The following is a 21731-nucleotide window of genomic DNA, read 5'->3' as shown; positions in this document are numbered from 1 at the left end:
TCTGAGTGGCCGTACCCAGTCCCGCCGCGCTGGTCGCCGACCTCGCCGACCTTCTCGACGTCACCGCCATCCACCACGACCTGTACCGCGGGCGCGCCTCTGCCGCCGGCGTCGGCCGGGTGTTCGGCGGGCAGGTGCTCGCGCAGGCGCTTCAGGCGGCGCAACATACCGTCGAGGCGCGGGCGGCGCACTCGCTCCACGCCTATTTCATGCGCCCCGGCGCGGAGGGGCATCCGATCGACTATCGCGTGACGTGCGACTTTGATGGCGGCAGCTTCGCCACGCGTCGCGTCGTCGCGACACAGTGCGAGCAAGCGATCCTGACGTTGACCGCATCGTTCCAGCGCGACGAGGCAGGCCTGCATCATGCCGTCGCGGTGCCCGACGTGCCGGAACCCGAGTCATTGCGGAGCGAGTGGGCATGCCGCGTCGAGCAAGCGGCGATGATCCCGGCGCCCTACCGCGAGTCGCTGCTGCGACCGCGTGCGATCGAGTTCCGCCCGGTCGCCCCACGAAAGTGGGACTCAACCGAGCCGTTGCCACCGGCACAACAAGCCTGGTTTCGTACGGTCGCGCCCTTGTCCGACGATCCGGCGTTGCACCGCGCGGTGCTGACCTACGCCAGCGACATGATGCTGCTCAGCACGGCGATGTTGCCCCACGGGGTGAGCTGGACCACGCCGGGAATGCAGACCGCCAGCCTCGACCACGCACTATGGCTGCACGCGCCGTGCCGCCCCGACACATGGCTGCTCTATGCGACGGAGAGCCCCTGGTCCGGGAGCGGTCGCGGCGTCAATCGGGGGCTGATCTTCGCACGTGACGGGACGCTGGTGGCAAGCGTCGCGCAGGAGGGATTGATTCGTCGGCGATAGGCCATAGGCGTTCGCGGCGAGGTGCGTCGCGGCGGAGGCTACGCCGCTATCATCTGCCGCGCCCGGAGCGTCGCGGCCTGCGTGTCGCCGGCCAGCTTCTTCACCTCCGCCGCCACCACCGCGAAACCGCGTCCCGCATCACCCGCGCGCGCCGCCTCGATCGAGGCGTTGAGCGCCAGCAGGTTGGTCTGTGCCGCAATGCCCGCGATCGCATCCACCACGCCGCCGAGCTGCTCGATCAAATGCTCCATCTTGCCGCGATCCGCCTCGGCCTCACCGCGATAGCGCTGGCTTTCCCGCAGCCGTAGCTCGACCTCGTCCGCGAGCGTCACCTCGGCGGTGACATCACTGGCGAACTTAACGATCCGCTCGATCGTGCCGTCTGCGCGCGCGATCGGCGTGTACATCGCGCGCAGCCAGACGGGTCGGCCATCACGCGCCACGCGCTGAAACAGCCCGCCCTGGTGCTTGCCCTTCGCCAACGCCTGCCACATCGCGGAATAGTCGGCGGACGCGGCGAAGGCCGGCTCGCACAGCATGCGATGGTGCCGCCCCCGCACTTCCTCGGCAGCATAGCCCATCGCGGACAGGAATCGATCATTCACCCAGGTGATCGTACCGTCGGGCGCGAACTCGATCACCAGCTGCGATCGCTTGATCGCTTCCCACAATGGTCCGTCCTGCACCTGGTCATCCCCGCTCGATCGCTCGACCGGCGTACGTAACCGAGCTTAACGCAGAGCTAACCGCGCCTGTCCGGCAGGATCATGGATCGCGGAGGAACGGCACGGCCGCTGCTATACGTCTCGCCGAGGAGATCGACCCGCCGGATCACTGCGTCGCCCGGCCGGTCCAGCGATTCATCCAGCCGATCACTTCGCGATACCATTGCCGCGAGTCCTTCGGCTTGAGCACCCAGTGGTTCTCCCCCGGGAAGACGATCAAGCGCGACGGTATGTCACGCCGCTGCAGCGCGGTGAATGCCGCCAGCCCCTGGGTATAAGGGATGCGGAAGTCCTTCTCGCCGGTGATCACCAGCTGCGGCGTCTTCCAGCGGTCGACGTAATTGACCGGGTTCCACTTCTCGAAGGCCTGCGGGTCCTCGAAATAGGCCTTTCCGCCATGCTCCCACTCGTCGAACCACAACTCCTCGGTCTCGTACGCCATGGCGCGCGCGTCGAACACGCCGTCATGCTGGACGATGCACTTGAAGCGATCGGGCCAACGGCCCTCGATCCAGTTCATCATGTAGCCGCCGTAGCTCGCGCCGAGCGCACAGGCGTTGCCGCCGTCCATCCAGTCGAACTTGGTGGTCGCGGCGGCGAGGCCCTTCTGCAGGTCCTCGAGCGGCCATCCGCCCCAATTGTTGCGGATCGCGTCGGTAAAGGCCTGACCGTAGCCCGTCGAGCCGTGGAAATCGACCGCCACCAGCGCGTAGCCCGCGCCCGCGAACACCGCCGGGTTCCAGCGGTACGACCAGCTGTTGTTGCTCGATCCCTGCGGGCCGCCATGGACCATGTACGCGATCGGCAACTTGCCCGGCATGCCGGCGGGGCGCACTGCATAGCCCCAGACATTGTCGCCGTTGGCGCCCTTGAATCTGAAACGCTCCACCGCCGGCATGTCGATGCCCGAGAGCCTGCCGGCGTTGACGCTGGTGAGTCGCTGCGGCGCGCGGCCGGGCGCCGCACGGTAGAAGTCGTCAGGCGCGGTAAGGCTGTTCATCGCCACCACCACGCCGCGCGCGGTGACCGCAACCGCGGATACGTTGCCCTGCTCGGTCAGCCGCGTGACCTGCCCGCTCGCGGCATCCACACGCCACAACGGGTTCTCTTGTGTGTCCTCCGCGGTGACGTAGAGCGAGCGTGAGTCGGGCGCCCAGCGCAGCGAGCCCACCGAGCGATCCCAGCGCTCGGTCAGCGAGGTCGCGCGCCCCGTCGCCAGATCACGGAGCGTCAGCACGTAGCGGTCGGCCTCGTAGCCCGGGCGGCGCATGGCCAGATAGGCGAGCGTGCGGCCGTCGGGCGAGATCGCCGGCTGTGTGTCGGTGGCGCGACTCGCCGCGGTGAGATTGGTCGGCGCGGCACTGGCGTCAGCGGGAACCTGGAAGATGTCGAGATTGGTCGACAGCGGCTCGATCCGGCCCGCCTCGCGCAGCGCGAAATAAAGCGTGCGACCGTCCGGGCTCCAGCTCACTTCCTCGCCGCCGCCGAAGGGCTTGGAGGGGGAATCGCCGACCAGCCCGCCCATCACCGAGCGGCCGTTGCCGCGCGCTCCGGCGGCGGTGAGCGGCAGCACGAACAGCTGCGAGCGCGTGCCGTCCGCCCAGGTGTCCCAGTGGCGCACGAAGAGCTTATCGTAGGTTCGGCCAGCGCCCGCGTCCGCCGCCTTCTTCACCATCGCCGGCTCGAGCGTCGGGGCCCCGGGGCGGCGATCCGCCCAAACGACGAGCCGGTCGCCGGTCGGCGCGACCTTGAACCCGCCGAAGCCGCCCTTGAAGTCGGTGAGTCGGCGCGGCGTGCCGCCGGTGACGGGCACCGACCAGATCGCATCGTCGGCGCTGAAGAAGACGGTGGTGCCGACGATCTGCGGGTCGTTCTCGTCGAGCTGCGGATCGGCGGCGAGCTTCTGGGGCGCCGCGTTCGGGCGCGACAAGTCGAGCCGCCACAGGTCATAACGGCCACGGTCGGCGGCAAGGTCGGTCTCGCGCTGCGCCCAGACCAGCCAGCGTCCGTCGGCGGACATGCTCGGCGCGCCGACGCGGCTGAGCATCGTGACATCGTCAATGGTGAGCTGGCGCGCGGCAGCGGGAGGTGCGAGGGCGGCGGCGGCGAGCGCGAGCAGACTCGCGGCGGAGGTGCGGTTCATCGCGCGACGATACAGCAGAAGGTGAGGGCTGCGACAATCCGGGTGGAGGCGCGGGATGGCCGGGCGGGACGTCATCTCGCTCCATCCCGCCGCGGCGGACGCCGGGACCCAGGGGGTGACGCGGCGTTCGACACCGAGCCTTCCCGGCTAGACCCGGCGTACAGGGGTATGCGCGGCTATCGCGTCACGATCATCCCGGCCGTGAGCCGGAATTCACGGTTCGCACGAGCAAGCGTCCGCGCGTACGCGGCAGAATGGATCCCGGGTCAAGCCCCGGATGACGAGCCCTACCAAACGGTCCCACTTCTACTGCAACGTCAACTCAGCGAAAGTTGGCGCCCATCACGCCTCCGCAGTCGCCCCCTTCCAGCGCCGCGCGGATCGCCGCGAGTGCCTCGGCCGCCTGCGACCCATCCGGTCCGCCGCCCTGCGCCATGTCGGGACGACCGCCGCCGCCCTGACCGCCCAGCGCGGCGACGGCACGGCGTAGCAGCTCGACCGCGTTGAAGCGCGCCACCAGATCCGCGGTGACCCCGACCGCAACCGAGGCGCGCCCATCGTTGACCGCGATCACCGCCGCAACGCCCGAGCCGACGCGCTGTTTGGCGTCATCCACCGCGCCGCGGAGCCCCTTGGCGTCAAAGCCCTCCAGGATCTGGCCGACGAAGGCGATGCCACCGACCTCTTCCGGCCCGGCGGGCGCGCCACCGGCACCGCCGCCGAGCGCGAGCGCCTTCTTGGCCTCGGCCAGTTCGCGCTCGAGCCGGCGGCGGTCGTCTAGCAGCGCGCTGACCCGGCCGGGCACCTCGTCGGGCGTGGTGCGCAAGGCCGCCGCCACTTCGCGCAACGTCTCGTCGCGCGCAGTGAGGTAAGCGCGCGCCGCCTCGCCGGTCAGCGCCTCGACCCGGCGCACCCCGCTCGACACCGCGCCCTCGCCGACAATCTTGAACAGCCCGATATCGCCGAGCGCGCCGACATGCGTGCCGCCGCACAGCTCGACCGAATAGGTCGTGCCGTCTTCTTCGCTGCCCATCGAAACGACGCGCACCTCATCGCCATATTTCTCGCCAAACAGCGCCATCGCACCCATCGCGATCGCGTCGTCCGGGGTCATCAGCCGCGTCTCGACCGCGCCGTTGCCGCGAATCTGCGCGTTGACCGCCGCCTCGGCCGCGGCGAGCTCGGCCGGCGTCATCGCGTTCGGGTGCGAGACGTCGAAGCGCAGCCGCTCGGGCGCGACCAGCGAGCCCTTCTGCGCCACGTGCGTGCCGAGCCGCTGCCGCAGCGCCTCGTGGAGCAGATGCGTCGCGGAGTGGTTGGCGCGGATGGCGCCGCGCCGCGCGTGATCGACCGTCAGTCGCACCGTGGCGCCGACCGCCAGTTCGCCCGCGTCCAGCGTCGCGTGATGGACCCAAAGCTTGCCGAGCTGCTTCGACGTATCGGTCACCCGCGCGGCGGCGCCCGTTTCGGTGGCGAGCGTGCCGGCGTCGCCGACCTGGCCGCCGCTCTCGCCGTAGAAGGGCGTCTGGTTGACGATCACGTCGACTTGGTCGCCCGCCGCGGCGCGCTCGACCCGTGCGCCGTCCTTGACCAAGGCGAGCACGACGCCCTCGCCGCTCTCGCTGGCATAGCCGGTGAACTCGGTCGCGCCGAACTGGTCGGCAAGGTCGAACCACAATTCGTCCGAGGCCTTGGCGCCCGAGCCCTTCCACGCCGCACGCGCGGCACGCTTCTGCTCGGCCATCGCCGCGTCGAAGCCGGCGCGATCGACGCGATAGCCCTGCGCGCGCAGCGCGTCCTCCGTGAGGTCGTAGGGGAAGCCGAAGGTGTCGTAGAGCTTGAACGCGGTCTCGCCCGCCAGCGTATCGCCCGGCCGCATCCCGCCGGTGGCGTCGTCGAGCAGGCGAAGACCCTTCTCCAGCGTCTGGCGGAAGCGAGTTTCCTCCTGCTGCAGCGTCGCCTCGATCAGCGGCTGCGCCCGGACCAGCTCGGGATAGGCAGCGCCCATCTCGGCGACGAGCGCGGGCACCAGCCGGTGCATCAGCGGCTCCTTGGCGCCGAGCAGGTGCGCGTGGCGCATCGCGCGCCGCATGATCCGGCGCAGCACATAGCCGCGGCCCTCGTTGGCGGGCAGCACGCCATCGGCGACGAGGAAGCCCGAGCAGCGCAAGTGGTCGGCGATGACGCGGTGGCTCGCCTGATTGTCGCCGGTGGTGGCGGTGTGGGTCAGCGCGCCCGAGGCGGCGATCAGCGCCTTGAACGTGTCCGTGTCGTAATTGTCGTGGACGCCCTGCATCACCGCGGCGACCCGCTCGAGCCCCATGCCGGTGTCAATCGACGGCCGCGGCAGGTCGCCGACGATCGCGTCGGCCTCCTGCACGAACTGCATGAAGACGAGGTTCCAGATCTCCACGAAGCGGTCACCGTCCTCGTCGGGCGATCCCGGCGGCCCGCCGGCGATATGCTCGCCATGGTCATAGAAGATCTCGGAACAGGGTCCGCACGGCCCGTCCGACCCCATCGCCCAGAAATTGTCCTTGGTGGGGATGCGGATGATGCGGTGATCGGGCAGGCCCGCGATCTTTTTCCACAGGTCGAACGCTTGGTCGTCGGTGTGAAAGACGGTCGCGGTCAGCTTGTCGGCCGGCAGGCCCCATTCCTCGGTCAGCAGCGTCCACGCGTGCGTGATCGCCTGTTCCTTGAAATAATCTCCGAACGAGAAATTGCCGAGCATCTCGAAGAAGGTGTGATGTCGCGCGGTATAGCCGACATTGTCGAGATCATTGTGCTTGCCGCCAGCCCGGACACATTTCTGCGCGCTGGTCGCGGTGGTGTACGGCCGCGTCTCGAGTCCCGTGAAGACGTTCTTGAACGGCACCATGCCCGCGTTGACGAACATCAGGGTCGGGTCGTTCTGCGGCACCAGCGGTGCGGACGGCACGATGCGGTGCCCGCTGCCGCCGAAATACTCCAGGAACGAGCGGCGAAGATCGTTGGTCGAGGTGGTGCTGGTCGAGCTCATGGCGAGGTGACTTAATCGCCCGCGGCGGCGCTGCCTAGCCTGCGGCGTTGCAAAGCGGCAACGGTGCGCCTCGATCGCACCGGCGCCACGCGACGACGCTTCCTGAATTTAGCGTTAATGAGTAGAACGGGAGCACAGGAGCAGGGGGATAACAGGTGGTGAACGTTGGAAAGTGGCTTCTCGCCGCGACGGCTGGTGCTGTGCTTGCGCCGGCGGGGGCGTCGGCGGCTGTGCTGGTGGGGTTTGACAACGAATCGGTGATGCGCGGCATCCCGGGCTTCGACACCAAGCTGGGGACGTTGAACAAGGTCACGCTCGGCATCAGCGTTGAGAAATACCGCGTCTGGCAGATCAACGTGCCCGCCGGCTCGCCGGTCACCACTACCGGCACGACGGTCAACTGGACGGTCAATGGCAATTGGCGGCTGGGCGATAGCAATCTCGGCACGCCCGCCTATGTGATCCCGATCACCGGCAGCGGCACGAGCGCGGTCACCTTCCGTTCGGGCATGATGTTCAGCTCCGGCTATTTCGAGGTCGCGGCGCGCGGCACGGGGTCGATCGACTTCGACCCCGCGGCGTTCATCGGCAAGTCGCCGGTGTTCTTCAACGGCTTCGATCTTGGCTTCAACAGCCCGCCGCCCGGCGACACCACGATCAGCGGGGTGCCGGCGAACGGCGTACCGTTCCATCTGTCGCGCTCGTGCCAGCTCAGCGGCGGCGTGCCGTCTCCGTCCGACGACGACCTCTGCGGCTCGGTGCGCTACACGCTCACCTACGATTACACGCCGGTTACCGCGGCCGTGCCGGAGCCGGCGACCTGGGCGATGATGGTGCTCGGCTTCGCGCTCGCCGGAGCAGCGATGCGTCGTCGACCATCGCCCGCCCGCGTCGTCGCCTGACCGCTCAGACGGGCCGCTCGATCGACTCGGGCGGCTCGCTGAACCAGCGCGGCCCATCGGCGTTGACGTGGAAGCAATCCTCCAGCCGCACGCCGAACGCACCCGGCAGATACAGCCCAGGCTCGTCCGAGAAGCACATGCCTGGAGCCAGCCGCGTCGCCTCGCCGTGAACGAGGTTCACCGGCTCGTGCCCGTCCATGCCGATGCCGTGCCCGGTGCGGTGCGACAATCCCGGCAGGCGATAGCGCGGCCCGTAGCCGAGCCGCTCGTAATGGCCGCGCACCGCGTCATCGACCGCGCCCGCCGCAACCCCGACCTGCGCGGTGCGGAAGGCGAGCGCCTGCGCCGCTTTCACCTGGTCCCACACGCGCCGCTGCTGCGCCGACGCCCTGCCGTGTACCCAGGTGCGCGACACGTCGGATTGATAGTCCTGCACGGTGCAGCCGCAGTCCATCAGCAGGATCTGGCCGTCGGTGAGGCGGATCACCTCACGGCTGCCGTGCGGCAGCGCTGCGGCCGGGCCGATCAATGCGAGCGCGAACTCGGGCGCGCCGCCGAGCCGCTCCGTCGCGGCGTTCATCAGCGCACCGATTTGCTGCCCCGTCATGCCGCGCTCGACCCGCGCATGGGTCCAGCGATACGCCGCAAGCGTCACGTCGGTGGCGCGTTGCATCAGGGCGATCTCGGCCGCTGTCTTGATCATGCGACAGCCGCGCACCACCGGATCGGCGCTGACCAGCCGCGCGCCTGGCAGCGCGCGCGCTAACGCGGCGTAGGCGAAATAGCGCACGCTTTCCTCGATCCCGACCGGCCGCGCGGCCAGCCCGCGATCGCGGAGGAAACCGGCGACGGTGGCGAGCGGATCGGCATCCTCCTGCCACACCCGCACCTCAGCCGGGATCGCCAGCGTCTGGCGCACCGACGGCTCCTCGAAGAAGGGGTGACGATGCACGGCTCGCCCTCCGCCGGCAGCACCGCCGCGGTCAGCCGCTCGCTGCGCCCCCAGCGCACACCGGTGAAATAGATCAGGCTCGATCCGGGCTCGATCAGCACCGCCCCGAGGCCATGCGTGCGCATCAGCGCCTGCGCGCGGGCGAGTCGCGCAGCGCGCTCGGTCGCGTCGATCGGCCGAGCGGAGACGGCGAGGTCGCGCAACTCGGCGAGATCGGGCGCCGCGGCCCGCACCGCCGCGACCGCGTCTTCGGCCACCGAGACGCCGGCGAGCAGCGCCAGGGTGCCGGAGAGCACGTCGCGGCGCGAACGAACGGCGAGGTTTCGCGTGATCATGCCCGGCAGTAGGGCGCTTGACCGAGTGCCCGCAATCCCCTTCCCTCGCGCGCGCATCAACCGGAGCGACGAATGGCCAAAAGGCTGACCCTCTACATCCTCGTCGGGCTCGCGCTCGGGCTTGTGCTCGGCCTCGTGCTCAACGTCTGGCTCGACGACGGCACGCCGGCGGGGACGGCGCGCGCCACGGCTGCGGCGGGCTATTTCTCGATCGTCACGACGCTATTCCTGCGGCTGATCAAGATGATCATCGCGCCACTTGTGTTCGCCACCCTGGTTTCGGGCATCGCGCAGATGGGCGACACGCGCGCGCTGGGCCGCATCGGCGCGCGCAGCCTCGCCTGGTTCCTCTCCGCCAGCCTGCTGTCGCTCACGCTCGGGCTCGTGATGGTCAATCTGCTGCACCCGGGCGTGGGCGTCGGGCTTACGCTCCCGCCGGCGGGCGGATCGAGCGGGCTGGAGACCGCGTCGTTCAACCTGAAAGACTTCTTCACCCATATCGTGCCGTCCTCGATGGTCGATGCGATGGCCAAGAACGAGATCCTGCAGATCGTCGTCATGTCGGTGTTCGTCGGGGTGGCGATCACCGCGGTGGGCGAAAAGGCGGCGCCGCTGGTGCGCGCCATCGACGCGCTCGTCCACGTCATGCTGCAGGTAACCGACTATGTGATGCGGGTCGCGCCGATCGCGGTGTTCGCGGCCGTGGCGGGAACGCTGACCGAGCGCGGTCCCGACGTGATCGGGCAGCTCGCCTATTTCATGGGCAGCTTCTACCTGACGCTGTTGGTGCTCTGGGCGGCGCTGCTGGGGATCGGCTTCCTGTTCCTCGGGCCACGCATCGGCGCGCTGATCCGCCATGTGCGCGAGCCGCTGCTGGTGGCTTTCTCCACCGCCTCGTCGGAGGCGGCCTATCCGCGGATGCTCGAGGCGCTCGACCGCTTCGGCGTGCCGCCGCGGATCGCCAGCTTCGTGCTGCCGCTGGGCTATTCGTTCAACCTCGACGGCTCGATGATCTACATGACCTTCGCGTCGCTGTTCATCGCCCAGGCTTACGGCATCGACATGTCGCTGGGGCAGATGGTGACGATGCTGCTGGTGCTGATGGTCACCAGCAAGGGGATCGCGGGGGTGCCGCGTGCGAGCCTGGTGGTGATCGCGGCGACGCTGCCGATGTTCAGGCTGCCCGAGGCGGGGCTGCTGCTGATCCTGGCGATCGATCACTTCCTCGACATGGGTCGCACCGCCACCAACGTGATCGGCAACGCGGTGGCGAGCGCAGTAATCGCCAAGTGGGAGGGCGGCTTCGACCCGCCCGAGCCGGTGGCGATCGAGCCGGCGCGCGCGCCCGCGGGCGACGGCCCGGCGCGCCCGATCGAGCGGTTCGGCGACGTGTGAGGGCGGTCAATAGATTGGTTTGGGTGCGCCATCCTGGCTGGGCATGTCGTCAGGCCCCATGACGAAGCGGACGCGGTCGACACAGCCGATGAGGCCGCGTTCAGACGCCGGTAGGGCTGCCGAGCGCATCACCGTCATCGCCTGAGCGCCGAACTCCTCGCTCGGCTCGGCTGCGACGACTGAGAGATTGCCGATCTCACCCCAAGAAGCGACATCATAGCGCACGACCGCCCAACCTTCGATCATGCGCCGACGATAGGCCTCAGGAAAGATGAGGCGGGGCGGCGTGGTGAAGCCCGGACGGTGGGGGCAGTTCGGTCCGTCGTTCAGCGCCCGCATCGCGGCAGGCATCTCGGGCGCGACGAGCAGCCCGGCGCGAAGCCGAAAAGGATATTGGCAGCCGGTTCGAGCGCCACCGGTGAAACGGCTGTTACCGATCGCTTTCACCGCAGCAGCTTCGAGCGCGACGTTCCCCGTACCGAAAGATACGCGGGCCCGACGCGGGCGACCGCCAGCGCCCGTATCGTAGCGCACCATGGCCCAATCGCGCGCGCCGGGAGTCGCTGGGATCCGGCTGAAGTCCGGCAACGCACGCAGCAGTGGCGCCGGCCGTGGCGAGTCGAGGCATGTGCCCGGCAGCCGGATCCTATCCCAGCCAGCTTGCGGCATCGGACCATTGTCAGGCGCAAGCGTGTAGGCGATCAGATCCGCGACCGGCGCCTCCGTCACCGGCAGGATCGTCGGCGTGTAGGTCACCGCACAGCCTCTCTGCGGAGCGCCCGCGGGGAAGCGCGAGGCGGCGAGCGCGGGCGCGAAATCTGTGCTGGGCGGCCCCGACTCCGGCTCGGCGTGGTGGATCGACACCGGCCGGCCCGACGGATCGATCGTGAAGCGCAGCGTGACCGGCGCGCGTCTCTCCCCGTCGCTCCACAGCAATGCGCCTGTCGGCTGCTCCAGCGCCAGTGCCGTCACGGCGCCATCGTCGCAGCTAATCGGACCCGCGCTCCAACTCAGCAGCGGGCGGTCCGCGGATCGGCCGGGCGGCGGGGGCGGGGGTGGAATATGCGGGAAGGCGGCGAGCAGCGAAGCGGCGATCATGGCAATATCAGCTTCCAGCGTTGGTGACGCCTGTTTCTCGTCCGCCGGCCGCAGGCGGACAAGGTGATCCTGGCCCGATGCGGTTATCCCACCGCAGCCCGCCGGCGATAGCCCAGCGCCTCGGCGACATGCGCGCGGCGGACCGACTCGGAGCCGGCCAGATCGGCGATCGTGCGGCTCGTCCGCAGCACGCGGGTGTAGCCGCGCGCCGACAGCCGCAGCGTCGTCGCGGCCTCGACCAGCAGCGCCCGTCCGGCGTCGTCGGGTGTGGCGAAGCGATCGAGCAGGTCGCCGTCCAGCTCGGCGTTGGAGCGCAGCCCGGTGCCAGCGAGCCGCTCGCGCTGCACCTCGCGCGCGGCGGCAACCCGCGCGCCGACCTCGACCGAGCCCTCCGCCGCGGGCGGCAGCGCCAGCTCGAGGGCGGTCAAGGCGGCGACCTCGACGTGCAGGTCGATGCGGTCGAGCAGTGGCCCGGACACGCGCGCCTGATAATCCACCGCGCAGCGCGGCGCGCGACCGCACGACAGCGCGGGATCGCCGAGATGGCCACAGCGACACGGGTTCATCGCCGCCACCAGCTGCACCCGCGCGGGATAGGTCACATGCGCGTTGGCGCGCGCGATGCTCACCGTTCCGCTCTCGAGCGGCTGGCGCAGCGAGTCGAGCACCGCGCGCTGAAACTCGGGCAGTTCGTCGAGGAACAGCACGCCGTTGTGCGCGAGGCTCACCTCGCCCGGCCGCACCCGCAACCCGCCCCCGGTCAACGCCGCGACGCTGGCGGAATGGTGCGGCGCGCGGAACGGGCGCACGCGCGTCAGCGCGCCGCCGGCCAGCGTGCCCGCGACCGACTGGACCATCGACACTTCCAATGCCTCGGCCGGATCCAGCGGCGGCAGGATGCCCGGCAGACACGCCGCCATCAGCGACTTGCCCGCCCCCGGCGGTCCCACGAACAACAGGTTATGGACCGTGGACCCCTTCTGAGGTACACCCGATTGATGACGATTTCCCCAGATTCCGGCGGTGGTGAGCGCCGCAAGGCCTACTCATACCTCCGCTTCAGCACCCCCGAGCAAAGCAAGGGAGACAGCTTCAGGCGGCAGACGACGATGGCCGTGGCGTATGCCGCCAAGCACGGCCTTGATCTCGACGAGACCCTGACCTTCCATGACGTGGGTGTGTCGGGCTACCGCGGCAAGAACAAGGACGAGGGGCGCCTCGCCGACTTCCTTGAAGCGGTTCGTGTTGGACAGGTGGCGCCCGGCTCCGTTCTGCTCGTGGAGCAACTCGACCGTCTCAGCCGTGAAGTGCCGCGCAAGGCCATCAAGGTTCTGGAGTCGATCGTGGACTCCGGTGTAGCAGTCGTGACCCTCGCGGACGGCCAGGAGTACACTGAAGCCCGCCTCGACACTGACCCGATGGCGCTCATTATGGTCGTCCTCACCGCTCAGCGAGCTCACGAGGAGAGTGCAACGAAAGCCCGCCGACTTGCTCAAGCCTGGGTGGGCAAGCGGGAGGCAATGGCGACACGCCCCCTCACCAGCGTCGTTCCGGCTTGGCTGCGGCTCAACCGAGAGATGTCGAGGATCGAGCTTATACCCGATCGTGCGGAGCTGGTGCGCCGCATCTTCGATCTGACCGTCGCGGGCGTCGGCAAGCACGAGATTGCCAAGCGCTTCAACGAGGAAGGCATCGCGCCTTGGGGCCGCGGGCGCATCTGGTATCGAAGCTACATCGCGAAAATACTCGGGAACACGGCCGTCGTGGGCACCGCAGTTCCGCACGTCATGGACCATTCGTCCGGCAAGCGGGCCCGGAAGCCCCTGGAGGCCGTCGCAGGGTACTACCCCGCCGTCATCCCCGAGAACCTCTTCCTAGAGGTGCAGGCTTTGGGCCAGGGCAACGGGGCTCCTGCCCCTGCCGCCGCCGGGCTCGTGAACGTCCTTGCCGGCCTCGCGAGGTGCCCCCGGTGTGACGCAACAATGACCCGTGTGCAGAAGGGCTCCAAGTCACAGCCGGCCTTCGTCTGCACTCACGCCAAACAGGGGGCAGGCTGCGAGTACAAGTCGGTGAGGTATGACGGGGTCGAGAAGCGGCTCATCCGCGTCCTGCCGGGGCTCCTGAGGGACCGTGAGGGCCTTGATGCCGTCGAGTGGCACGAAACCGAGGTCTTCCATGCGGAAGAGACAGTGCATGCCATCCGCGGGAAGATCGAGAACCTCGTCGAGGCCGTTGCTGAGCGCCGATCACCCGCGCTTCTTCAGAGACTGACTGACTTGGAGGCGGAGCTAGTTCGAGCCCAGGCAGAGCTGGAGGCGCTTCGTGAGCGTAGGGACCTCCACGCTGGTCCCGTCCTCGGCTCGCGGATCGAGAAGGCGGCGGCGGCTCTTGAGCAGGGGCGCGACGGCGACCTCGACAGGCAGGGCGTCAATCTGGCGCTTCGCGGCCTCTTTAAGAAAGCGGTAATCAATTATCCGGCAGGGACGGTCGACTTCGTATGGTCCGCCGGAGGTGTCTGCAAGGTCCACTACGGGTGGACGGCAGGTCCTTACACCGGGTCGATACCCGAGACCGAAGCGATGGCCTGACGGCCCTCTTTAGAACCAGGCAGGCCCGCGGGGGGCATGTGAGCGCAAAGGCTGAGTGATGACGAAGGAAGTGTCGGCGGCTCCGGTCAAGGTGAAGCTGGACGAGGGGACCGCAGAGTACATGGGCGACGGGATGTTTGTGGTCGACCAGACGGACGAGGGAGGCCGGGGGGCCTCGCGGTTCCAGCGGGTCACGCTGAGCCGGCAGGACCTGGAGGCCATGCTGGCCGCTGCCTGACGGGACCAGCTCAAGCGCTCGTGGCCCCCGGTTCCTCAAGGAGCTGGGGGCTTCGTGCGCCGGGTGACTCGCAGAGGCCCCCGCTGGATCGCGTCGGCGGCGTCTAGGGCCCTCGCCTACCCTCTCGGCGGCGGACCGCTCCAGTGAGGCCCTGAGCGGCTCCTGGAGGCTGTACGGAGCGCCGCGCGTCAGCCCACCTCGGGAGCCGTGAAGCTCGGAGCCCAGCGCTCCCGATCCTCCAGGCGGTTTCGGCGCTGAAGTACCTCCAGCTCGCGCCAGGTGGCCTCGCCGTACTCGTGCGGGGACGCGAGCTTCTCCTCGATCTTTAGCAGGAGCTGCACCGAGACGGCTTGCTGGTTCGTCAGGTGCCGCAAGGCCGCCACCGCCGCCCATGCCGCCCAGGCGATCGTCGCCACGAGGCCGAGACCGGCCAGCTCCATCACCAATGCCATACAGTCCTCCCTGGTCTCGGCAGGTGACACGAAGGGCGACTCCTCGTCGATGAAAAAAGACCCTCAGCCATCCCGTGAAGGGAAGCTGAGGGTCTTAGGGTCACCGCGGGTCGACCGCGTAGTCCGGGTAGCGCAGGACGTCGCCGGCCCATTGGTCGTCTGCCGACATCTCGTCCATAGGTTCACCCGCGAGGGTGAGTACCCCCGTGCGGCTCATCCGCAAGGCGCCCTGGTTCATCCGGCGGCGGCGGCGATCGTCCGAGACGGTACGGGCCTCAAGGGCGGCCATGCCCTGCCGCACCTCCGCAGGGTCCATCGCGGTGAGCAGCGAGGCCGTGCGGTCGTCGACGCCTCGGCGGAACTGGAAGGTGCCCCGCTCGCCGCCCTTGAGGACGTCCAGCGCGGCTCCACGCCATCCACCCGTCGCGACCTTGCCGGCGGCGCCGAGAAGCTGGGAGGCCTCCCGCAGGGTCTGATCGTCCTGAGGGACCGGCGGGCCTCCACGGGCGACCTGAGCGAACGTCTCGTAGGCCTGGTCCTCGGCTTCCAACCGATCGTCGATACGACCGATCACGCCTGGGCGCCTCGATAGCGCCTCGACAGCGGCTTGCTTGGTCGGGTCGCCTCCTGCCGCAGCCCGGCCGGCCCCAGAGAGCCCGAGAGACTGCCGCGTCCGCTGGGCCACGTTGCGAGCAGGCTCCAGCCCGGCCGCCACCGCCTCGTCAGCAAGCGCGGTACGAGCCCCGGCGGTCCACCCCTCCTGGGCGTGCCGCGGCATCACACGGGCCTGAGCGTTGATCTCGTGCCCGCTTAGGCTGGAGACCTTGCCGCCACGGTCTAGAGCGTCTCGTATCGCCATCTCGTCCGCGTAGGTGCCGACCGCGTCCCGGTAGGCGCCGTTCTGGGCCCCTAGGTGCCCTTGCAGGTCCTGGGCGCGGCTGTTGATGTGGACGGAGTTGGAGTTGTGGATGACACGACCAGTGAGCGGGTTGAGCGTGCCCGCAGAGGTCGCGTTGTCCCGCATGGCCCGGATGATCTGGTCGAACGCCTCCACAGAGAGCCCATCCGTCCCGGTGATGCGGTTGTCCGCGTCGATCCTGAAGCCGAGGGGCTGAGGGTCCCTCTGGGCGTTGCGGATGTTGCGGACCGCCTGCGGTAATGCGTCGCGGAACGCCGGGGTTGCCATGATCGCCTCGATCTCCGGCGTGAGGACCATGGGCTGGTCGTAGGCCTCCTGGTACATCGGGGCGGCCTCGCGCTTCGCCCTGGCTATGATCGCCGCGGCCTCCTCGATCGGGTCCACCGTCGGCCCCAGCTCCGCGGTGATGTGCTGACGGATGCGGGCGCCCTGCTCGGCTTGGCGGGCCATGAGCATCGAGCGGGCACGCGACGTCGCCGGTCCCTCGCCCCGCAGAGCCCTCGCCGTGGCCCGCTGGATGTTCGGGGACACGTCCGCGGGGACGGCAGGAACGCCCAGCCCCTGTCGGCGGCCAACCTCGTCAGCGATGGCCGCTGGCGTCGCCGGGACGGTGCCGGTCCCCATGCCTGTCGCGATCGCGGCCCCATCGAGCTGCCGATTGAGGACACGCTCAGCCTGGGCTGCCGCCGCGTCTCCCAGCTGCTCCAAGGGACTCCTGAGCACCCGCCGAGGCACGTTCGCCAGGAAGCGGGCCGTGGCGTCCATGCCGGGCACGTTCCGCCTCACCCCTCCCGCGAGGGCTGCGGTGCCTCGAAGGGCGAGCGGAGCACCAGCACCGAAGCCGCCGCCGACGAGCGCGGACGTTCCCATGTTCTCCAGACGGCCGCCGCCGGTCTCGTTGAGAGCCCCGGCGAGCGCACCATACCCGGCCCCGGTTAGGGCCGAGTTGGCGGCGCCGGCCAGCGCCCCACTCCCTCGGACCGCTCGGACCTCAGGCAACGCGAAGGAGCCTGCGAGGCCTGCGACGGTGGCGGCCACGCTGGCGTCAGGGTGCTCCATGCCGAAGCGGGCCTGGGCGTAGTCCTGCTCGTCCTTGCTCTGCTGAAAGGCCGCGGCGGGGTCGAACTCCTCCGACCCCACGAGGGACTTGGCGGCGTTGCTGATGACCCCGTGGATGCCGCGATCGGTGCGAGCGACGCCGGGGAGGACCCCGTCGACCGCAGTCCCGACCATGGCGCCGATGTTCTGGGCCAGCGAGGCCTTGGGGGCCCGCGGGAGGTTCTCGTAGACGACCCGCTTGGAGACCCTGCTGCCCTTGTTGCGGGCGGCGAGGAAGGCGTCGATGTCGCCGTCCCGGAGCGTGATGCCGTGCTGAGACGCGAAGCCCTTGAGGTCCGCCTTGGCGGTGCTCGGATTGGCCGCGAGCGAGGCGTATGCCTCCTCGTCAGCCGGGGCCAAGCGGCCTCCTCGCAGCGCCTGAGCGGACGTGCCCTCCGACGCCAGGTAGCGGTCGATGTCCGCTTCCGGAGCGCCCTGGTCGATCATGGCGGCCACGTTGGCCTTGATGGTCTGTGCGTCCGCCATCACTTCAACCCGTACTTGCTGCGGAGGTCATCCGCGCTAGGTCGCTGGGTCGGCTTTCCGCGGGCACTCGGGGGCGCCTGGGGAAGCTGACGAGGCTGAGCGGGGCCAAGGCCGAGCTGGCGACTGTAGAAGTCTCGGTGGGTGTCGATCAGGGCCTGGAGGCCGTCCAGGTTCTTGATGTTGGCCGCATCGCGCTTCCACCTGTTGGGCAGGGCCGCCACCGCCAAGCGGGACTCGAAGTCCGACATGCTGCCCTCGCCCGTCGTCCGGGTTGCTGGCCGTGCGAGCGCGGTGAGGCCCGCTACCGCGGCGTCATACTCCTGGTTGGCCGAGCTGAAAGGGTTGTACTCTCCGACCGCGGTGATGCCGGTGGCGCCCAGGGTCTTCTTCTGGAGGCGCCGAACCTCGTCCAAGGCAGGCTGAAGCCGGTTGATCAACAGGAGAGACCCGCGTGCCATGTCGCGCCGGGTCGGCGTCTCCAGGAGACCGCCTACGCTCTTGGCCGCCTCATCGGCGCCCTTGACTACCGGCTGGGCCTTCGCCGCGGCGGCGACCCCTTTGGTGCCTGCGATGGCCTTGATGGCCCGAACGTCGGTGACGTCTTCCCAGCCGTCGTTGTCAGATGCATTCATCGCTTCAGCCTCCGCTGATAACGGCCGCCGGGGAGCACGCGGTACTCGTAGCGGGGGTCGAGGTCGGCGGGAGCCTTCCCCTGCCTTGATGGTGGCGCCTTCGGGAGTGCCCTAGTGCGAGCGATGCCCACACGGGCTTCGCCCTGCGCCATTGCGGCTTCGGACCGGGTGCGGTAAATGTCCGTCCGCTCCGCTCGATCCTCCGCGGCGGCCCGACGTCCCATGTCGCGGCTCTCGCCTTCGATCGACGCCTGGTCGCGGTGGGTCGCCTGCGCCACCGTCATCCCCATGTTGGCCGTGAGGCCCACGTAGGAGCGGTCGTACGCCTCGGGCATGTTGGACGGATCGACGCCGAACTGCTCAGGGTTCGCCCGCATGGCCGCATAGGCCGCCGGCCGGTCTGCCTCGGGGAGCTGCTGAAGCGCGTACATCGCTCGGCCGTTAAGGTCCGCGGTGTCTTTCGGCTTCCTCCGCCTTTGGTCGAGGTAGTCGCGGAACTGCGGCACCTCCTGCACCGACTGCTCGCCGGTCCTCGGGTCCGTCGTGATCTCGAAGGCCCCGTCCGGCCCTCCGTACTCGTGGAGCTGGCGGTTCTGGGTGTCGAGGCGGTCTCGGAGGCCCATGAGGTTCCTGGAGGCGTTCGCCATCCCGTCCGAGAAGTTGTGGCCCGACAGGAGTCCGGCGCCGATCGCGAGGAGCGTCTGGCTGCGGTTGCCCTCGTTCCAGAGGCCGGGAGAGCGGCGCTTGATCGGTGCCTTCGGCAGAGGCGCTTTCAGGGTTGGCGAGGGCCGCTCAGCGTCGAATGGGGTTGGCGGAAGGCCGTTTGGTGCCCCTGGGAACGGGGCAGATGGTAATGGTGGTGGGTTCATGGTTGAGTGTTCAGTTGGGGACGGTGGATGCCCATGCGGGCGAGAAGAGCGGCGGCCTCGACGGCACGGTCCGGGTTGACGGCGTAGTCGATCGCAGTCGGTACCGTGCGCGAGAGGTCTTCCAGGGTTGGTGAGATGGCGGAGGCCGGATGATACGGGCCCAGCACGGGATCGTCGTCGAAGAGTGCCGGTGCATGCGGGTCAGGCGGGTTCTGCCGGGCATCGAAGTTCTCCAGGCGGAGCGCGCCCCAGGTATCGAAGCTGTCATAGTAGGCAGGCGGCTTCACCGGCATCGTGTTGTCCGCCAAGAGCGTCAGGGAGAGCGGTGCCAGTCCGTGCTGCTCAGCGATCTCGTTGAGGTTCCGGCGAGCCCAACCGTCGAGCATGCGGTCGACAGGCGGCGCGGCGAGCTTCGCGATCGTGACGGCGCCGAGGGGAGAGACGGACGTTAGCCGATGGGGACCGGCAGGGCCGTCGAAGGCTTTGAGGGCCAGGTGATCCGGCGAAAACCGGGAAAGTGCTCTGCGGTTGGTCCGCCGCTCAAAGAGGGCGAACAGGTCCGCGGCGGGGAGCCAGATGCCGCTGGGTTCGATAAGGACGCGAACGGCTTCACGCTTGAAGGTGAGTGTGATCGGAGGGGGCAAGAGGGTCTCGTGAGGCGGGTTGTCGCCGCCTCGAAAAAGACGACGAACATACAGACGGTGGGACTAAAGGCCGGCAGGTCGCGCCAGAGCGGGCGAGGACGGCCTGTCAAACGGGCGGACTAATGCCGCGAGGAGGGTCTCTGGGTGCCTCGGGGTGGCCGGGGAGTCCCCTAGGGGTCCCCTGAGCGGCGAAGGCACCGGGTCCTCAGAAAGGGCCGCGGTGGTGCCTATCAGGGCCAGCCAGGCGCCGCATGGGACCCGAATGGGACCCGGAAAATAATCGGGTGGTGCCGACGAGGGGCTCTAGGGTCCGGCGAGGCGGCGAAAACTCCAGGGAAACCGCGGTGTTGAGCAGGCTCGGACCGGCGTTATCGCCGCTGAGCGAAGCCGTCGATTTCGAGCCCGATTTGCCCCGATCCCGGTGGGCTCCCGTCCGCCCCCACCAGGGGACCCGCGGTGGCTATTCCCCCTCTGCGTCGTCCCCCACCATGCCCGAAACCCGCAGAAGTCCTAGGCCTGGCACTGGATGCAGATGCCGATGCGTCCCCCGCTCCCCCTCGCCAGGCCATGACATTGCGGCCGATCGAGCGGGTCTGACGTGCCATCCTCGGGGACATTAGACCCAGTGGACAGGGCCAGGGTGAGGTTACCTTTAGTGACCGACCTCAGAGGGACCGGCCCTTACCAGAGGTGAAAGACGAAACGAGCCAGGACGAGAGCCAATATCGTCCATCCGATTGCTAGATTGAGCAGGGTCGGCTTGGCATTGTCGTCATCTTCCATGCGGGCTGCTCTAGCCGTAGGCCCTTGCTGCGCCCTTAAAGTCGTGTGTTCTCGCAGGCCGCTTGGGCCCGGCCGGCATCGAAGCCTTCCAGCCACGCGAACCGCAGCTCGGTCTCGTTGTCATCGTGCGGGCACTCGAAGTCACTTGAGGTCGGATCGGCGCCTGCTGCCTCTCCCTGCGCCCAAGCCATACGGAACTCGATGTCACTCACAGGCACTACCAAGGCCTCACGATCCTCGGGTCGAACCGAGCGGGCTTGCTGACCTCAACGGCCGCCGCAAGGAGTTGCTGGGCCAGGTCGATCGCCTCTTCCGCTTCGAGAGTAAGCCGGCACGGCTCAGGGCGTCCCACGTCCATCAGGATCACGCCGTTACTCGCTGTCACATCGGCCTTCATCATGGCCTCCTTGGTCACCACGAAGCCTCAACGGGTCACCTAGGCTGTTGATCCTACTAGTCTATCCTCGGTCAAACACAACTTAGCTTTCCTACATGTTCCTCATGTGTTCTCACGCCCCACGATGTCCCCGAAGTATCGCCGAGTCGTCGCCGAGCTGTCCCTCGCCATCCTGCGGGAGGCCGCTGAGCAGCCCCATAGGCCGGACAGCGAGGACGCGGCGCTGCGGCTAGCCCTCAGGTGCCTGCTGGGCCTCGGGGTCGACAAGGCGCTTCTCCGAGCCTTCTGGGAGGCCTTGAGCGCCGAGGTGGACATAGGGCGCCGGCATGGCGTCGAGAGGGCCTACGAGGCTGTGCGGGGCGCTACGATGGCCCACAACGAAGTTAGGGCCGCCAGTCGGTAGACCAGCGACCCCCGCATCATCGTTCGATAAGGCAGTATTAGGCGAAGCGCACCTTCGCGGTGACCTTCTGGCGGCGACGCATGGCGTAACCGACTGCGCCCATACCAAGGATCATCATGGCCCAGGTGGCCGGCTCGGGGACGGCGGCGGGAGTCGCGGCACTAATAGTCAGAACGCCGCCTGAGTCACCGAAGTATCCCTTCAACGCGAACGTGCTTGGAGTAAATATCGGGTTGCGCATAGTTCCAGAGAATAGCTGGCTTCCGGTCGTTGACGTATAGTAGCGGCCGGCGCCCTGAGCTAGGAAACCACCTAAGGCATTCGTGGTAAAGAATGAAACGTCACCGACAACGATCCCGGTCGAAGTCGTCAAGGGAATCGTGTTAAAAGTTAAGCCGGTCGACCCAACGAAGTTCGCCACGGGATTGCTGTCAAGGGTGAATGACACGCTTTGCGATCCGTCATTTGCCACGAAGTCGAAAAAGAGCGGTGCGGCGGTGGCTGGTGTCGCGATGGCGGTGCCCGCGAGAAGCGCGGCTGCAATCAAACGTGTCATGGTGTCCCCCGGTGCCCCGCGCACAATGCGTCCGCGCGGCGGACGTGGCTAACACACGTTATCGAAACGACCAGCGCTAAAACGTCCAATTTCGGGAAAGCGGCCGTGGCAGCTAGGCACCCTCGGCCTCGATGCCCGCGGCATGGCGTCGAACGTGCCTATGCAGCGCTGTGCAGCGTTGTGGGAGAGCGCCTGGCCCGGTGAGTGCCCGCCGAGGAC

Annotated in this window: 18 protein-coding genes and 2 pseudogenes; 6 read left to right on the top strand and 14 right to left on the bottom strand. The window is 68.5% G+C overall.

All coding sequences use genetic code 11. The features are described 5' to 3' along the window. Positions 1-5 precede the first annotated feature (5 nt). Entirely contained in the window at positions 6-875 is an 870-nt protein-coding gene (locus ACMGDM_RS10390) for an acyl-CoA thioesterase (protein WP_436804053.1), read from the top strand. A 38-nt stretch (positions 876-913) separates the two neighbouring features. Here the strand turns inward: ACMGDM_RS10390 and ACMGDM_RS10385 are convergent, their stop codons facing one another. From ACMGDM_RS10385 to alaS, 3 genes are all read right to left on the bottom strand, one after another. After that, positions 914-1561 carry a methyl-accepting chemotaxis protein gene (locus ACMGDM_RS10385; RefSeq protein ID WP_436804052.1) on the bottom strand — a complete coding sequence of 216 codons (648 nt, stop codon included), beginning with the start codon at positions 1559-1561 and terminating at the stop codon, positions 914-916. A 145-nt stretch (positions 1562-1706) separates the two neighbouring features. Beyond that, positions 1707-3743: a prolyl oligopeptidase family serine peptidase gene (locus ACMGDM_RS10380; protein ID WP_436804051.1), complete on the bottom strand. Its 2037-nt coding sequence runs from the start codon at positions 3741-3743 to the stop codon at positions 1707-1709. A gap of 322 nt (positions 3744-4065) precedes the next feature. After that, positions 4066-6765 (bottom strand): alanine--tRNA ligase, encoded by a 2700-nt coding sequence (gene alaS, locus ACMGDM_RS10375; protein WP_436804050.1) that lies wholly within the window; start codon positions 6763-6765, stop codon positions 4066-4068. Positions 6766-6920: 155 nt separating this feature from the next. On the opposite strand from alaS, the gene ACMGDM_RS10370 reads away from it, so the two are divergent. Next, positions 6921-7667, top strand: a complete 747-nt coding sequence (locus ACMGDM_RS10370; RefSeq protein WP_436804049.1) for a PEPxxWA-CTERM sorting domain-containing protein — start codon at positions 6921-6923, stop codon at positions 7665-7667. Positions 7668-7671: 4 nt separating this feature from the next. Here ACMGDM_RS10370 and ACMGDM_RS10365 read toward each other — a convergent pair. Beyond that, positions 7672-8822: pseudogene (locus ACMGDM_RS10365) on the bottom strand (M24 family metallopeptidase). On the opposite strand from ACMGDM_RS10365, the gene ACMGDM_RS10360 reads away from it, so the two are divergent. Together ACMGDM_RS10360 and ACMGDM_RS10355 are read left to right on the top strand one after the other, a co-directional pair. Beyond that, positions 8733-8966 carry a hypothetical protein gene (locus ACMGDM_RS10360; protein ID WP_436804278.1) on the top strand — a complete coding sequence of 78 codons (234 nt, stop codon included), beginning with the start codon at positions 8733-8735 and terminating at the stop codon, positions 8964-8966. The pseudogene ACMGDM_RS10365 and the gene ACMGDM_RS10360 sit on opposite strands and share 90 nt — an antisense overlap. Before the next feature lie 60 nt (positions 8967-9026). Further along, positions 9027-10349: a dicarboxylate/amino acid:cation symporter gene (locus ACMGDM_RS10355; RefSeq protein WP_436804048.1), complete on the top strand. Its 1323-nt coding sequence runs from the start codon at positions 9027-9029 to the stop codon at positions 10347-10349. A 6-nt stretch (positions 10350-10355) separates the two neighbouring features. On the opposite strand, the gene ACMGDM_RS10350 is transcribed toward ACMGDM_RS10355, so the two are convergent. Both ACMGDM_RS10350 and ACMGDM_RS10345 read right to left on the bottom strand, forming a co-directional pair. Beyond that, a complete protein-coding gene (locus tag ACMGDM_RS10350) occupies positions 10356-11105 on the bottom strand; it encodes an energy transducer TonB (protein ID WP_436804047.1) in 750 nt (249 codons plus the stop codon). A 425-nt stretch (positions 11106-11530) separates the two neighbouring features. Continuing rightward, positions 11531-12412: pseudogene (locus ACMGDM_RS10345) on the bottom strand (YifB family Mg chelatase-like AAA ATPase); the annotation flags it as partial. A 33-nt stretch (positions 12413-12445) separates the two neighbouring features. Here ACMGDM_RS10345 and ACMGDM_RS10340 point away from each other — a divergent pair. After that, on the top strand, positions 12446-14035 hold the full coding sequence (locus ACMGDM_RS10340) for a recombinase family protein (protein WP_436804046.1): 1590 nt from the start codon (positions 12446-12448) through the stop codon (positions 14033-14035). A 58-nt stretch (positions 14036-14093) separates the two neighbouring features. Further along, positions 14094-14273 (top strand): hypothetical protein, encoded by a 180-nt coding sequence (locus ACMGDM_RS10335; protein WP_436804045.1) that lies wholly within the window; start codon positions 14094-14096, stop codon positions 14271-14273. A 188-nt stretch (positions 14274-14461) separates the two neighbouring features. Here ACMGDM_RS10335 and ACMGDM_RS10330 read toward each other — a convergent pair whose 3' ends face one another. The 8 genes from ACMGDM_RS10330 to ACMGDM_RS10295 form a co-directional block, all read right to left on the bottom strand. After that, positions 14462-14725, bottom strand: coding sequence for a hypothetical protein (locus tag ACMGDM_RS10330; RefSeq protein WP_436804044.1), 264 nt, complete (start codon positions 14723-14725; stop codon positions 14462-14464). Between the two features lie 100 nt (positions 14726-14825). Further along, positions 14826-17228 (bottom strand): hypothetical protein, encoded by a 2403-nt coding sequence (locus tag ACMGDM_RS10325; RefSeq protein WP_436804043.1) that lies wholly within the window; start codon positions 17226-17228, stop codon positions 14826-14828. Beyond that, on the bottom strand, positions 17228-17860 hold the full coding sequence (locus ACMGDM_RS10320) for a hypothetical protein (RefSeq protein ID WP_436804042.1): 633 nt from the start codon (positions 17858-17860) through the stop codon (positions 17228-17230). Before ACMGDM_RS10320 ends, ACMGDM_RS10325 begins: the two co-directional genes overlap by 1 nt. Beyond that, the gene (locus ACMGDM_RS10315; protein ID WP_436804041.1) at positions 17857-18507 is read right to left on the bottom strand and encodes a hypothetical protein; all 651 of its coding nucleotides are present in this window, start codon (positions 18505-18507) and stop codon (positions 17857-17859) included. Before ACMGDM_RS10315 ends, ACMGDM_RS10320 begins: the two co-directional genes overlap by 4 nt. 218 nt (positions 18508-18725) lie before the next feature. After that, positions 18726-19373 (bottom strand): hypothetical protein, encoded by a 648-nt coding sequence (locus tag ACMGDM_RS10310; RefSeq protein ID WP_436804040.1) that lies wholly within the window; start codon positions 19371-19373, stop codon positions 18726-18728. 818 nt (positions 19374-20191) lie between these two features. Further along, positions 20192-20368 carry a hypothetical protein gene (locus ACMGDM_RS10305; protein ID WP_436804039.1) on the bottom strand — a complete coding sequence of 59 codons (177 nt, stop codon included), beginning with the start codon at positions 20366-20368 and terminating at the stop codon, positions 20192-20194. Positions 20369-20373: 5 nt separating this feature from the next. Further along, complete coding sequence (locus ACMGDM_RS10300) at positions 20374-20571, bottom strand: hypothetical protein (RefSeq protein WP_436804038.1); 198 nt, start codon at positions 20569-20571, stop codon at positions 20374-20376. 422 nt (positions 20572-20993) lie between these two features. Further along, positions 20994-21512: a PEPxxWA-CTERM sorting domain-containing protein gene (locus ACMGDM_RS10295; RefSeq protein ID WP_436804037.1), complete on the bottom strand. Its 519-nt coding sequence runs from the start codon at positions 21510-21512 to the stop codon at positions 20994-20996. Positions 21513-21731 lie beyond the last annotated feature (219 nt).

It is taken from the genome of Sphingomonas larreae (assembly GCF_051400595.1).
In the GTDB taxonomy this organism is placed as follows: Bacteria; Pseudomonadota; Alphaproteobacteria; order Sphingomonadales; family Sphingomonadaceae; genus Sphingomonas.
This window is presented reverse-complemented; position numbering and strand designations above follow the sequence as displayed.